The sequence below is a fragment of the Prevotella sp. P4-51 genome (genome assembly GCF_002251455.1).
In the GTDB taxonomy this organism is placed as follows: domain Bacteria; phylum Bacteroidota; class Bacteroidia; order Bacteroidales; family Bacteroidaceae; genus Prevotella.
This window is the reverse complement of record NZ_NPJM01000066.1, coordinates 110,364-125,008: the sequence shown is the minus strand read 5'-3', so window position 1 is coordinate 125,008 and position 14,645 is coordinate 110,364. Positions and strand designations below refer to the sequence as shown.

The following is a 14,645-nucleotide window of genomic DNA, read 5'->3' as shown; positions in this document are numbered from 1 at the left end:
AAAGAGTGCTTCACCGCTACGCAGCTGCTGGGCTGCTTTCTTGTAGTCTATTTCCAAATTGTCCATATTATAAGAACTGTGTTAAACTATTATTATTATAGCCTGACACAGTTTATTTTACACTCTCTGTAAAAATCAAGATGTGAGATTATCTAAAGCTTATCTCACATCTTGACTATAAAGGTATATTATTTCATTTGTGTTTCTTCCTTTTATTCTTCCCCATGGTCTGCCGTCATAGACGCTATGTAGAAGGCATTGGAAGTGACAACAGTTGCATTCTTGCTAATAGGAGCGACGAAATCTATTTGCGTATATCCCAATTCGCTTACACCTGCAACGACTTCCATCTGCTTGAATTGATATTTTACGTCATTGCCTTCTTTGTGTTTTTTTTCAAGCACGAACACATATTGCTTGCCATTGGCATTTACAATAGCATCGTCAGGCAAGGCTGGCACATTTTGTTTGCCCATACTGATGATGCCTGTCACATACATGCCAGGAATAAGTTCAGTGATGTTCTTTGTATCAATACCGACACGTACGGATATAGCCTTGGTGTCAGAATCCATCGAGCGATTAATTTCTCTTACTGTTCCCTTGAAATGAATATTCGGGCTATTGGTGATGACGAAATCTACTTTCTGCCCTTTAGCAACTTGATTGATATTGCGCTCAAAAACATTCAAGTTGCAGAACACAGCGGCATTGTTGGCTACTTGCATCAATGATTGTGAACTTTCCGTATAGCTTCCACTCTTTATGCTTATCTTCGTCACGATGCCAGAAATTGGAGCAGAGATAGCTACCTGCCGTATGATTCTGCCTTGTTTCACAAGGTTGGTGTTAATGCCAATTTGACGGAGCTGGTTGTAAAGCCCTGTCTGGCGAGCCAGTGCCATCTCGTATGCTGCTGATGCCTGTTGCAAGGTCTTTTCCACTCCTGCCTTCTGTGAAGCCAATGTCTTTTGGCGTAGCAACTCCTGATGTGTTACATTGGTCTCTTTTACAGCAATGAGATAGTCTTTCTGCAATCCTACGATTTCGGTATTCTCTATGTGTGCAACCACTTGACCTGCTTTCACCAGCTGTCCTTCTGTTACATAAATTTTGCGGACAACACCTCCTACGAGAGAAGTCACGTCTGCCATATCCTGCGGGTTGAGCTGAAGTTCGCCATTGGCACGTATCACATTGTTGAGAGAGCGACTCTCAACCTTGCCGAGCGTAATGCCAACCGTCTTTATCTGTTCTTGAGTAAGTTCAATGGTTTCATAGCCTTGCTCCTCTACTTTGTTTTCCTTTACTTCTTCCTGCTTGCCTTTTGTGCATGATGCAAGAAATATGCTGATGACAGCAATGATGATGATATTAAATGTTTTCATTGTTTATTTCCGTTGAGATAATTGATATTGATGATAGCTTGATTATAGTCGTTGACAGCATCTATGTAACGAAGTTGTACATCAAGAGCCGAAGTTTGGTTTTGTATGTATTCCACATACCCCATTTCTCCGTTCTCGTAGTTTATCTGAGATAGTTTCGCCATGAGTGCTGCCTCGGCGTTGCCTTGTCTTTCGTAATAATCAAGAACTTGTTTTGCTCTCATATACTCATTTGTGGCATCACGCATAAGCGTTTTCTGCTGCTGTTCTGCCAATGCACGCTCATTCTGCACCAACTCCACATCACGTTTGGCAGCCTTGACTTTTGACCGATTGCTTTTCCAAAACAGGGGTATGCCGATGCCTACCTCAAATCCCATGAAGTTACCTTTGGAAAACCTACTTCTGTCAACATTGTAAGGATTGAATCCTTTGATGACAGCCTGTGTTGTAAAGCCGAGAGTGAAGCTTGGCATATACCCCTGCTTGGCAAGCGAAACACTACGTTCATTGCTTATGAGGCGTGCTTGCATGTTTCGTCCAAGTGGCGTGTCTGAGAAATTAGTTTCCCCAAGATTCGCGTCATGTAGTTTTGCCAACCCCTCGTTTTGAGGAGTGAAGTCAGTATTGGTATTGATGAGCTGTTTCAACTGCAATAAATATTTCTTGCAGTCATTCTCTGCTCTTTGCAAACTTATCCGATTTTCATTCAGCAATCGTTGTGCATTCATCTGTTCCAACTGGTTAGCCTCCCCCGATTTGTACTTAGCCGATGCCAGTTGCAGAAAGTGCTGATATACGCTGTCTTGCTTTTGCAACACGAGCAAAGTGCTATGTGCATGAAGCCACGAGTAATATGCAGATGTTACATCTCTTACCAACTGGTTGCCTACTATTGCCACCTGACTTTGCGCAACGGCAGTCTCAGCTTTCAAGAACTTGTTTCGGGCGTTATACACCGTAGGAAAATCAAAGGTCTGGCTTATCAAAATGCCATTGTCTGGACTTCCGCCAGATGTCGGATCTTGGCTGAGCGTTATAGAGGTCTTTTCAATATCAAATGTTGTACCCTGCAAGTCTTTAGCTTTTCCAACTGCAATTTGCCCATTTCTCATATATAGGCTGTTGTCAAGAGCGAGGTCTATGCATTGTTGCAAAGACCAACTCTCATTTTGTGCGTACATGGAGGCGAATGCCATAGACAGTACGCCTAATATAAACAATCTTATTCTTGTCATACGTTTGTTTCTTTTTTCTTGGTGAATGTCTTATAAATAGATGGCAAGACAACAAGTGTCAATATCGTGGCTGTTACCAATCCGCCGATGACCACAGTAGCCAACGGTCGTTGAACCTCAGCACCGTCACCAGTTGACAAGGCCATAGGCATAAAACCTAAGGAAGCTACCAATGCGGTCATGATGACAGGACGAAGACGGAGCATACAACCATCTATCACTCGTTTTTTTACATCCGTCACGCCTTCTTTCTCAAAAGTATTGAACTGTCCTATCAGTACAATACCGTTCAGTACAGCCACACCAAAGAGGGCAATGAAACCTACACCTGCGGAAATGCTGAAAGGCATACCTCGCAGGCATAAAGCCCACACACCACCAATGGCAGAGAGAGGAATGGCTGAGAATACGAACAAGGTTTCCCTGATATTCTTCAACGTAGCATACAGCAAACCCAAAATGACGAGCAATGCCAAAGGAACTGCCAGCATCAAACGACCGGTTGCCTCTTGAAGATTTTGGAATTGACCGCCATAAGTGTAATAATAACCTGCTGGCAATTTTAGTTCCTTGTCTAAAACCTCCTGAATTTCATCTACTGTGGTCTGTATGTCTCGTCCTCTTACATTGAAACCGACAAATATCCTTCGCTGTCCATCCTCATGTGTAACCTGTGCAGGTGCATCAGTCAATGTAATCTGTGCTACTTGCTGGAGAGGAATTGTTCCACCATCGGGCAGAGGAAGGTACAGACTTTCTATAGCTTTTATATCATTACGTAACTCCTTGTCCATACGCACCACCAAGTCGAATCGCTTGTCGCCCTCAAACACATATCCCGAGCGGCTTCCTGCAAAAGCAGTTTCAAGCACCTTGTTGGCAGTTCTTATCGAAATGCCATATTTAGCCAGCTGATCTCGGTTGTACTTTACTTGAATCTGTGGCAAACCTTGTACTTTCTCGACAAATGGGTCAGACACCCCGTCAACACGCTTGATAAGAGATGCCACTCGCTTTGCGGATGCTTGCAGAGCATCAAGGTCGTTGCCGTATATCTTGATGGCGACATCCTGCTTAATACCTGTAATCAGTTCGTTGTTTCGCATTTGGATTGGCTGTGTCAATTCGGCTTCCATTCCAGGAATAGCTCCCAAGGCTTCTTCCATCTTTTCCATGAGTTCGTCCTTTGTCTTGGCAGATGTCCATTCTGCTTTCGGATAGAGGGCTATAAGCATGTCTGCTCGTTCTATAGGCATTGGGTCGGTTGGAATCTCTGAACTACCGATGCGAGTTACCACCTGCTTCACCTCCGGGAACTTAGACTTCAATATCTTTTCTGCCTGAGTGCAGGTCTTCACCATCTGAGAGAGTGATGTACCTTGTGCCATGCTGATTTCGGCTGCAAAGTCACCTTCTTCAAGATTCGGGATAAACTCACCGCCCAAACGAGTGAAAGCGAAAAGGCTGATGCCGAACAGCAGCACCATGGAAGCTATGAGCACCTTGCTATGTTGCAGACTTTTGGTGATGATAGGCTTATACCAACTCTGTAACTTGTTTATCAGACGGTCTGACAAATTAGTCTTATGTACACTTTCCTTGCTAAGAAACAGAGCACTTGCCATTGGTACGTAGGTAAGCGAAAGGATAAACGCTCCAAGGATGGCGAAGAAAATGGTAAGTGCCATCGGACGGAACATCTTTCCTTCTATACCAGCCAATGTAAGCAATGGCAGATATACCGTCATGATAATGATTTCGCCAAAGGCTGCACTCTTACGAATCTTGGAAGCGGAATGATATATCTCCTTGTCCATCTGCTCTTGTGTTAAGCGCAAGCCATGGTATTTGTCACGACTGATACCTATATGGTGGCATACGGCTTCTACGATAATCACTGCGCCATCCACGATCAAGCCAAAATCAATGGCTCCCAAACTCATGAGGTTTCCGCTGACACCAAACAACCGCATCATACCAAAAGCAAACAGCATAGCGAGCGGAATGACGGATGCCACCACCAATCCTGCCCTATAATTACCCAAGAACAGAACGAGTATGAACACAACAATGAGGCCACCCTCGATAAGGTTGCGGGTGATGGTTCCAGTAACACGGTCTACCAACTGAGTGCGGTCTATGAATGGTTCTATGACTACACCCTCTGGCAGACTCTTCTGAATCTGCGCAATACGCTCTTTTACGTTCTTAATAACTTGCTGGAAATTCTCACCTTTCAGCATCAGTGAGATACCTGCCACCACTTCACCCTCGCCATTGCGTGTAACTGCACCATAACGTGTGGCATAACCATATTGTACTTTTGCAATGTCACGTATCAAGATAGGCGTGCCATTGACTGTCTTGACAGGGATACGCTCTATGTCTTCGAGTGTTGAAACAAGTCCCAAGCCTCTGATAAAATACTGGTTACTATTTTTCTCTATGTAGCTTCCGCCTGTGTTCTCGTTGCCTGCTTCAAGGGCATCGTAAACTTCTGTAACTGTAAGACCAACAGCATTGAGACGGTCGGCATCCACAGCCACTTCATACTGCTTCACATATCCACCCCAGCCGCTGACTTCTGCAACGCCAGGTGTTCCTGACAATTGCTTGCGGACTATCCAATCTTGGATGGTACGTAAATCTGACAAACTGTATTTGTCCTCATATCCCTTCTTTGCACGAATGGTATAATGGAATATTTCTCCCAAACCAGTAGTGACAGGAGCCATACCTATGGTTGCCTTACCTTGTGGTATGACTTCCTCTGCCTCCTTTAGTTGTTGGCTTACCTGCTGCCGAGCCCAATATACATCTGCATCGTCATCAAAAACCAATGTAATGACAGACAAGCCGCTGCTACTGATGCTTCTGCGTTCTTCCACACGTGGAATGTTGGCCAAAGCCATTTCTACTGGAGTGGTTATAAACTGCTCTACCTCTTGCGCTCCCAATGATGGAGCTTGGGTTATCACCTGTACTTGATTATTTGTAATATCAGGTGTAGAGTCAAAAGGCAACTGCGACAACGACCATGTGCCCCATATAATGAGCACCAAGGTCAACATACCTATAGTTACCTTGTTCTTGATTGATAATTGAATTATTTTTTGAAACATTTCTTTATCGTTCTAATTATAATTGTATAGTTAGTGCTAGTCCTCCTTGTTGTCCGTTATAATATGGATAGACAGTGTTTGTTCGCTTGGACTGTTTGTTGTGCATCTTGCGTGAAATCGGCTCATATAACTTGTATGCCAATTTCGTACACAGAATACCCAATCCTGCTCCAAATGCCACGTCTCCTATCCAATGCTTGTTGTTATACACACGCAATGCTCCTGTACTTGCAGCTATGACATAACCACCTATACCTATCCACGGTGAAGTGTCCTTGTATTCTTGCCACAAGAGTTCTGCCCCCATGAAGGCAACTGTTGTATGCCCAGATGGAAAAGAATTGCGACGTGAGCCATTAGGACGCATCTCTCTTACTGTGTATTTCAAGCCATTTACGGATATAGCCGTCAGCAAACTTGACAACCCCAACAGCATCGTTTGTTCTTTTAGGTTATGACAACTTTTTACTCCGCACAGATTTAATGCCAATACGCTTACAGCTGGCACATACTGTGTATAGTCATCAATCCCTATGGCTATTGGCTTGTGGGTTATAACCTCATGTCCGATAGCATAGTTCAGCATCCTGCCTTTATTCATAACAATAGCCTCTGCCGTTCCATACGACATAAGTGACATTGGTATAATATAAGGCACGACACTTGACCTCTTCATAGAAGTCATGTCTGTGCTATCTTGTGTGAATGTCAAGCTGTCTTTGCTTTGTGCATACGACAAAAGAGGAAAAGCCAGTGCGCCAAGCGCCAGAATTTCCTTAATTGACATTTTGCAATAACTAATGCCTGTGCTCCAAACACTGAAGCACTTGCAAGTTCATAATAAAAATGATTGATTTGTAACTATACCTTCCATATGAATAGGTATAGTCGCTGTACGTTGCCCCCCTTAAAAGAAACAACGCTATTAGAAACGATAAAAAGGAGGTGCCCTAAGTCCATTTATCCGCAATAGTTCCGCCTTTATAATAATAGGTATGCGAGTGTCAAACACCGTCTTAGTTGGTTCTGACACCCATCCCATAATACGAGATAAAGCCCATACTATTGCATGATATAAATAATGTATGTTACTTGTATGTAAAGTCTTTACTGACACAACATCCCAACTGCCTTGTTCGAAGCACTTTGTTCCATCGTCCTTATGTGACGTATGTTTGTCATTGTCAGCGTTGTCGCTATTGCAATGCTCCACAACGGTACATACCGCACTTTCGTGATGATGGTGCGGTATAAACGACAATGCCAACAAAACAATTGTTGTCAAAGCCAAAATAGTTATGTAGAGCTTCTGCTTCATTATATTTTCAATTTGGCTGCAAAGATAGCAAATAAACTTTGCAACTCGGTTGCAAAGTTATATGTATACCATTTTTTAGATGCGTGAACCATAGTAAAATCTGTATGACTCCTTTGCTTTTCATACTGCGGTTTCAGTAGAAACACCTCATCCTATCCCTTTTCATTGGTTTTTGGTGTAACTAAAAGTTAAATACGTTAAATATTACCTTTTCGTATCTAAACAGAATCCACATAGCCACTTTTCTACCGTTTAGAGCGTATAATACTGATAATCAACTAATAATAGATACTATGGCTGTAGCGGATTAACGAGTTTAAACCTTCCTGCTGGTATTACCTCAATAGGCGTTGGCGCATTCAGTGGCTGTCGCGGATTAACGAGTTTAACCCTTCCTGCTGGTATTACCGAGATAAGCAATGGCGCATTCTATGGCTGTATCGGATTAACGAGTTTAACCCTTCCTGCTGGTATTACCTTAATAGACTCTTACGCATTCAGTGGCTGTATCGGATTAACGAGTTTAACCCTTCCTGCTGGTATTACCTCAATAGGCGATGAAGCATTCTATGGCTGTAGCGGATTAACGAGTTTAAACCTTCCTGCTGGTATTACCGAGTTAAGCAATCGCGCATTCCAAGGCTGTAGTGGATTAACTTCTATTTATGTATATGCAGAGAAAGTACCAAAAATAGGTAGTAATGTATTCGGAGAAGTTGATGCCAAGAAATGCACACTTTATGTACCAATGGGAACTCGTGATGATTACTGGCTCTCTCTCTTTGGCGACTACTTTGAGAACATAGTAGAGTTCGACGCAACAGGCATCGACAAGACTACAACTTCTACCGATGTTGAGGAGGTAGCTCGCTATTCAGTAAATGGTCAGCGATTGGTAGGTCCAACCAAGGGATTGAATATCGTGAAGTATAGCGATGGTAGCGTGAAGAAAGTTGTTGTTCAATAATGGGTGGCTAGCATCCTTGTGAGACAATATTTTTATAGGGGGTGTGTCAAAAGTTTAAACAGCCCGCTTGTTTGACTTTTGACACACCCCCTTTTTATGGTTACTCCTTGTGCAGATTGAAAGGTATTGGCTATTCTCGTTGGATTGGTTGATGAACCAATGCCCGAGGCAAGCACACGCACCAATTCCTTCAATCCTTCTGGATTGCGTAGATGGTTACGCTCAATTATATCACGCAGATAGGTCGTATCAAAAAGACTCCTTTGTCGTGTCAAAGAAGTTTGATGGTCATCGCGCATCGGTCGGTGTGAGCACGCGCGCCGACCGAAACGCACACACGCGCCGACCGAGACCAGGGCCGATGCATTACTTTTCTCCATGATAATCAAAGGTATTTCCTAAAAAAGTATTACCTTTACTCCCCAAAAAAGCATGAATATCTCGATTATATTGAACAATATCCAAGATCCGCGTCGTAATCATCTTCAAAAACACAGTCTTGAAAGTATCATTTATATCACTTTAGCCGCGATTATAGGTGGTGCTGAAAGTTGGAATGAAATAGAAGAATTTGGTATTGCCCATATAGATTTTTTCAAGTCCAGAATAAAAGGCCTTGAAGAAATACCTAGTCATGATACATTTAATCGCGTTTTTTCCATCATAAATCCCAAGGAATTTGAGGCAGGATTTCGTGAATGGGTACAAGATTTATACGGAAAATATAAGGGCGTTATTGCTATTGATGGCAAGGAAATGCGTGGTGCAAGATCGGAAGATGAGAATGGTAAAATTTGTCCCATAAGAATGGTGAGTGCCTGGGCTGTTGACAATGGCGTATCATTAGGACAAGAAAAGGTTGGAGAAAAATCTAACGAGATAAAGGCCAGAAAAGAGACTTTTCCTTCATAAAGCGGTTGGGTTGAATCATATTTGCCTGCGAAATCAGAGAGATAGACTGCCAAATGATAACTGTCATTTGTTAAATTTGACAGCTTAAAACTCACATTATAGTGGCACATACAGTCAGCTTCAACAGTGGGGTCGCCCAATGGAACCAAAACGATACAGATTGAGTTGGCTTGTGAACTAACCTGAGGTCTAAAACCATTTAACGCACAGTTTCCTCGGAGGTCAGTCACATTGAAATGACCTGCCCCTTTTGCATCCACCGAGAGAACCATATTTGGAGACTTCTCCATTTCACTTTCATAATATTCCGGATGACTTTCTTTTGCAGAAAAGGAAGAGGTGCAGCCCGAACTTATTACGTCACTCATTCTGATTGGCTCCATTGCATTTTGCTCTGTAGAGCAAGAACTCAAAGCCATAACAGAAAGAACTAAAAATACAATTTGCTTTACCATATCTATTGCTTATTTTGAATTGAACGAATTGATTCTAACAACTTATAAGTGTCGATAAACGCTTCTAAAGATTGTATTGATGATACTTTTTTCCCTTCTACCGTATCTACAAAGTTTTTAATTGTATCATAGAAACCTTGGGTGACTATCTGATTATTTGGTAGGGTTGGCACGAAATCATTACTATTGAATAAGCTTTCTTCTACCCTTTTCTGATGATAAACTTTCTCCAATGGTATTCCCATTAAGGTATGTTGTTTGCCTTTATATGTCAAACTGTTCATCCCTTTCAGCTCGAAAATACCGTTGGGAGTGTTGATGGTCATACTCTCTTGGGCATCATTCCAAGAATAGCCAGTTGACAACTCTAATATCCTAGTGGCTTTTTCATGTCTGGGCACCAACATTAATGTATGATGCCCTATCCATTCTGCACATTTAATTTCAGCTTTTCCTACAAAATTATGTGACAAATCGTCATCCCCGCTGTCACTCCTGCTCAGCCGGCTGCGGGGCGATGGCTGGCTGGGACGATGGTGGCTGGCGGTGGGGTGCTACTGCTTGTCGGTATTGGCAAAATACTTCTTGTATATCATGTAGTAGATGTCCAGCCATCCGTCGGTGAGCAGCCATCTGAGCCTGTTGGCCAACTCCGGATGACGGTCTATAAACTCTACCACCTGGGGGTTGTATCGGGTGCCGGCTTCTTGGCGGAACTCGTTGATTACGGTGTTGAATGTCTTCGGGTTCTTATAGTTGCGGCCTATGCGCTCTGTAGCTGCCTGCAGGCAGTCGCTCAGGGTGAGTATGTCGATGAGCAGGCGGTAAGGCGAGCGGGTGTTGTCGAAGTCTGCAGGGTAACCTCCTTTGCCGTTGTACCACTTGTGGTGACCCAGAATGGCATCGTGGAATGGCGCCAGTCGTGGGTCGAGCTCCAGAAACCGCAGTCCGCGACGCGGATGCCCCTGTATAATTTTGCGCTCCATATCGGTGAGCGGTCTGAAGTCGTTGTTGACCACGGGAACCATGATAGTCTTGCCCAAGTCGTGAAACTCTGCCGCCCTGCGCATGTATTCCACGAACAGCTTCTTGTGCCTGGTCACGTTGCGCGCGTTCTGACAGCCCAGGTAGCCTACCAGCAGCTGCGGTTCTTTCTTCACCATGGCGCTGATGATGGTCGTGGCTATCTCTGCCACGTGCACCGAGTGGGCATAGGTGGGCAAGTCGGTGGTCACGATGAGCTCTTCGAGGAAGTCGACCCTCTCTTCGGGCTTCAGGTATCGCGTGATGCGCTCGTAGACGACCAGTGTCTTGAGCATCTTTACAAACTGGGTGGAGTGCTGGTCATCGTGGCGGTTTCTGAACGCCGTTACAATATGTCCGCACAGCAGTTTGACCGTACGGCGCTTCTCTCTGTAGGGGATATCGGCAATGTCGTTGAGGTAGAGTATCGAGTAATACTGCTGGATGAAGTCCATGAACTCCTCGTCGTTGAGCCTTACGCCCTTTATCAGGTTCCAGTTGCGGGCATACCGGCTCTTGTAGGCGTCCAGAGCTTCCTTTGCGGTGATTTGTTGGAGCCTTACCTGCATGAGCAGCATGTTCATATACTGCTCGTCGTCCATGTTTTTCTTTTTCTTGTAGCTCTTTACCAGCTTGGTCATAAGCCATGTGGCTTCCTGGCTCTTCATCATGGTGCTGTCGTAGAGATACACGTTGCGTATCAGCAGCTCGTCCATCCTTTCTGCCTTGTTCTTCAGTCTTGCCATCAGACTCGGAGAGATGTGGATGGTCGTGTCATTGAGCATGAGGCGCATGGTGCGCATGTTCGTGCGCAACTGTCTTACGGTCATTATCTTGCTGTTGAACCAAGCAAAGCTCGACAGGTTGTAAAGGGCTGTGACGCGACACTGCTTGTAGGCGGGAAAACGCTCGCTCTCCTTGCCGAGCACCGCTCTGAAGTGGTTGTATGACGTACGGAGCGTGGTGGTGTCGTTGTCGAGACTGAAGATGTGGAAATAGGCCACTCCCCGCCACAGGTGCAGCCAGTTGTCCATGCGCAGGCTGTCGGGCTGGTGGTCGCTGTAGCGTTGCATGGCGTCGCAGAGGGTGAGCGTGTTGAAGGGGTCGGCCTTGCCGGCTCTCAAATAATCCAGGGTGAAAGCTCTGATGAATTCGCTGTAGAGGCTGCGGTCGTTGAGCACCTCTCCGACGGTCACGGCGTGGTTGATGCTGTCGATAATCAGCCTGTTGGACAGGTTTATCTCATGGTTCTTCCTTGCCCGCACCTGTAGAAACCTCGTCCACTGGTCGTGGTCGCGTATCTGGAAGATGCTGTCATTGTAGCGGTTGTACTCCACGCGGTTTTGTGCCAATGTGCGAAACCACTTTCTGAATTCGTAGTGATGTGCGGGTGAGGCTGGCTGTGCCATGCACGCGATGGTGCAGACGATGGCGGCAAGCATGATGGATAGCCGTTTGCCGCTGTTACCCGATGACAGCCTTGCGGGGCGGTGGAAAATCTCGCAAGGCATAGATGGTATACACATCTTGTTATAATATTCTGTTCAAGTAAGACATTGTCTCTGTCTGATACCGCTGTGTGTCATTCATTATGCACACGACAATAACTATTGCAAATTTCGTCATTTATTCTGATATGGCAAATTATTTTTCTATAATTTCTATTGGCTTGCTGACAAAAAGTGGCTACACCCTTGTCTGCACCGCCATTTAGGCGGTTTTCTACTGCTTCTGGGCATCCATCGTGGCTGTTGCCGTGCTCCAGATCGCGATGGTGGAGGGCGGGGAGAGTAGGGCGCCGCTTGATGTAAGGTTTTCTCAGAGGCATGTAATTATGGACGCAGCCATCTTAAAGTTGAAATCATGGCACGAAACGAGTATATCCAGGTTTGCCGTCATCGTTTCATGCTTCGCAATTCTTATTTCGTGCTTCGCCACGAGGATGGTGTGGCCCTCGGCAGTATTTGCGCGGGTGAGCCACCGCGCGGAGGTGGGCGCGGGGCGGGCAGAGGGCATCGCCGCTCCCTCCGCCCATAGCCGTGTGGGCACCGACCCCATCGCCGCTCCCTCCGCGCGCCGCTGCCAGGTCGTCGTGACAATCGCCGTGATTACACCTTATTATATATATAGCGTGGCGCTGATGGCGCAGCTTCGGACTCTCATCACCGAGATGCTATCTAAAAATTGCACAAAAGTTGCGCTTTGTGCACAGTTTGCGTAAGACTGTGCAAATTTTTTCTCTTTAATTTGCATAAGCTGTAAAATATTTGTAATTTTGCGCCGTATTTGCATTAAAATCAATATAATTAAATATATTTTTTATGAGTTTGAACATTGTTGTACTTGCAAAGCAGGTACCAGACACAAGAAATGTGGGCAAAGACGCGATGACCGCAGAAGGCACTGTAAACCGTGCCGCGTTGCCCGCTATCTTCAACCCCGAAGACTTGAACGCCCTTGAGCAGGCTCTGCGTCTGAAAGAGCAGAATCCCGGCAGCACCGTAGGAGTGCTCACCATGGGTCCTCCCCGTGCCGGCGAGATAATCCGTCAGGGCCTCTATCGTGGCACCGATACCGGATGGCTGCTTACCGACCGTCTGTTTGCCGGCGCCGATACCCTGGCTACCTCTTATGCACTGGCTACAGCCATCAAGAAGATAGGCAATGTAGATATCGTTATCGGAGGTCGTCAGGCCATCGACGGTGATACCGCCCAGGTAGGTCCTCAGGTAGCCCAGAAGCTGGGTCTCAACCAGGTGACCTATGCAGAGGAAATCATCAAGGTAGAAGACGGCAAGGCCACCATCCGTCGTCACATCGACGGTGGCGTGGAGACAGTCGAGGCTCCTCTGCCTGTAGTGGTAACGGTAAACGGAAGCGCTGCTCCCTGCCGCCCCTGCAATGCCAAGCTGGTGATGAAGTACAAGTATGCTACCTGTCCTATGGAGCGCAAGGGCGACGAGCCCTGGTCTGCTCTCTATGACGAGCGCCCCTATCTGACCCTCAATCAGTGGTCGGTAGCCGACGTCGATGGTGACCCCGGACAGTGTGGTCTGGCTGGCTCACCCACCAAGGTAAAGGCTGTAAAGAACATCGTGTTCCAGGCCAAGGAAAGCAAGACCCTTACAGCGAGCGACGCCGACGTCGAGGGTCTGGTAAAGGAATTGTTGGACGAAAAGATTATAGGTTAAGGATATGAACAACGTATTTGTATATTGCGAAGTCGAAGGCACACAGGTTGCCGAGGTTTCTCAGGAATTGCTTACTAAAGGCCGCAAGCTGGCCAACGAACTGGGTGTGGAGCTCCACGCTGTCGTTGCCGGTACAGGCGTCAAGGGCCAGGTGGAAGACCAGATTCTTCCCTACGGCGTTGACAAGTTGTTCGTGTTCGACGGTGAGGGTCTCTTCCCCTACACCTCGGCTCCCCATACCGATATCATGGTCAACCTCTTCAAGGAGGAGCAGCCACAGATAGCTCTGATGGGTGCAACCGTGATTGGCCGCGACCTGGGTCCCCGCGTGAGCTCATCACTCACATCGGGTCTTACAGCCGACTGTACCCAGCTCGAGATTGGTGACTATGACGACAAGAAGAGCGGCAAGCACTACGACAATCTGTTGTATCAGATTCGTCCTGCCTTTGGTGGTAACATCGTGGCCACCATCGTCAATCCCGACCACCGTCCTCAGATGGCCACCGTACGCTCTGGCGTGATGCAGAAAGCTCTCTACGAGGGCAACGCCAAGGGTGAGGTTGTCTATCCCGAGGTGAGCAAGTATGTCTCTGACGAGGCCTACGTAGTCAAGGTTCTCGACCGTCATGTCGAGGCTGCCAAGCACAACCTCAAGGGTGCCCCCATCGTGGTAGCCGGTGGTTACGGTGTAGGTAGCAAGGAAGCCTTCGACCAGCTCTTCCAACTGGCCAAGGAGCTGCATGGTGAGGTTGGTGCCAGCCGTGCCGCTGTCGATGCCGGATGGGTAGACCACGACCGCCAGATTGGTCAGACCGGTGTCACCGTTCATCCCAAGGTATATATCGCCTGTGGTATTTCCGGTCAGATTCAGCACATTGCCGGTATGCAGGACTCAGGCATCATCATCTCTATCAACAACGACCCCGAGGCTCCCATCAACAAGATTGCCGACTATGTCATCGTGGGTAACGTGGAAGAGGTAGTGCCCAAACTCATCAAGTATTACAAACAAAATTCTAAGTAAAGCC

General features: G+C 46.2%; 11 protein-coding genes and 1 pseudogene. 6 read left to right on the top strand and 6 right to left on the bottom strand.

The features are described from left to right. Positions 1-212 precede the first annotated feature (212 nt). From CIK94_RS12585 to CIK94_RS12570, 4 genes are read right to left on the bottom strand one after another with little or no spacing between them, the layout of a single operon-like run. Positions 213-1,388: an efflux RND transporter periplasmic adaptor subunit gene (locus tag CIK94_RS12585; RefSeq protein WP_044074738.1), complete on the bottom strand. Its 1,176-nt coding sequence runs from the start codon at positions 1,386-1,388 to the stop codon at positions 213-215. Next, the gene (locus tag CIK94_RS14585; protein ID WP_082030915.1) at positions 1,385-2,626 is read right to left on the bottom strand and encodes a TolC family protein; all 1,242 of its coding nucleotides are present in this window, start codon (positions 2,624-2,626) and stop codon (positions 1,385-1,387) included. Before CIK94_RS14585 ends, CIK94_RS12585 begins: the two co-directional genes overlap by 4 nt. Next, positions 2,623-5,748 carry an efflux RND transporter permease subunit gene (locus tag CIK94_RS12575; RefSeq protein WP_044080128.1) on the bottom strand — a complete coding sequence of 1,042 codons (3,126 nt, stop codon included), beginning with the start codon at positions 5,746-5,748 and terminating at the stop codon, positions 2,623-2,625. Before CIK94_RS12575 ends, CIK94_RS14585 begins: the two co-directional genes overlap by 4 nt. Positions 5,749-5,764: 16 nt before the next feature. Beyond that, a complete protein-coding gene (locus CIK94_RS12570) occupies positions 5,765-6,535 on the bottom strand; it encodes a phosphatase PAP2 family protein (RefSeq protein WP_044074736.1) in 771 nt (256 codons plus the stop codon). Between the two features lie 823 nt (positions 6,536-7,358). On the opposite strand from CIK94_RS12570, the pseudogene CIK94_RS14970 reads away from it, so the two are divergent. From CIK94_RS14970 to CIK94_RS12550, 3 genes and pseudogenes are all read left to right on the top strand, one after another. After that, positions 7,359-7,787: pseudogene (locus CIK94_RS14970) on the top strand (leucine-rich repeat domain-containing protein); the annotation flags it as partial. A gap of 27 nt (positions 7,788-7,814) precedes the next feature. Then, positions 7,815-8,033 carry a hypothetical protein gene (locus CIK94_RS14785; RefSeq protein ID WP_254046221.1) on the top strand — a complete coding sequence of 73 codons (219 nt, stop codon included), beginning with the start codon at positions 7,815-7,817 and terminating at the stop codon, positions 8,031-8,033. Positions 8,034-8,465: 432 nt separating this feature from the next. Continuing rightward, positions 8,466-8,945 carry an ISAs1 family transposase gene (locus tag CIK94_RS12550; protein ID WP_094386725.1) on the top strand — a complete coding sequence of 160 codons (480 nt, stop codon included), beginning with the start codon at positions 8,466-8,468 and terminating at the stop codon, positions 8,943-8,945. A gap of 457 nt (positions 8,946-9,402) precedes the next feature. Here CIK94_RS12550 and CIK94_RS12545 read toward each other — a convergent pair whose 3' ends face one another. Both CIK94_RS12545 and CIK94_RS12540 read right to left on the bottom strand, forming a co-directional pair. After that, positions 9,403-9,873, bottom strand: coding sequence for a hypothetical protein (locus CIK94_RS12545; protein ID WP_216820589.1), 471 nt, complete (start codon positions 9,871-9,873; stop codon positions 9,403-9,405). A gap of 81 nt (positions 9,874-9,954) precedes the next feature. Next, on the bottom strand, positions 9,955-11,949 hold the full coding sequence (locus CIK94_RS12540; RefSeq protein ID WP_094423230.1) for an HD-GYP domain-containing protein: 1,995 nt from the start codon (positions 11,947-11,949) through the stop codon (positions 9,955-9,957). A gap of 308 nt (positions 11,950-12,257) precedes the next feature. On the opposite strand from CIK94_RS12540, the gene CIK94_RS12535 reads away from it, so the two are divergent. The 3 genes from CIK94_RS12535 (at position 12,258) to CIK94_RS12525 (ending at position 14,641) form a co-directional block, all read left to right on the top strand. Then, positions 12,258-12,644: a hypothetical protein gene (locus CIK94_RS12535; protein WP_144008403.1), complete on the top strand. Its 387-nt coding sequence runs from the start codon at positions 12,258-12,260 to the stop codon at positions 12,642-12,644. A gap of 100 nt (positions 12,645-12,744) precedes the next feature. After that, positions 12,745-13,614: an electron transfer flavoprotein subunit beta/FixA family protein gene (locus tag CIK94_RS12530; protein WP_022311267.1), complete on the top strand. Its 870-nt coding sequence runs from the start codon at positions 12,745-12,747 to the stop codon at positions 13,612-13,614. 4 nt (positions 13,615-13,618) lie between these two features. Then, complete coding sequence (locus CIK94_RS12525) at positions 13,619-14,641, top strand: electron transfer flavoprotein subunit alpha/FixB family protein (RefSeq protein ID WP_022311266.1); 1,023 nt, start codon at positions 13,619-13,621, stop codon at positions 14,639-14,641. The last annotated feature ends 4 nt before the right edge of the window (positions 14,642-14,645 follow it).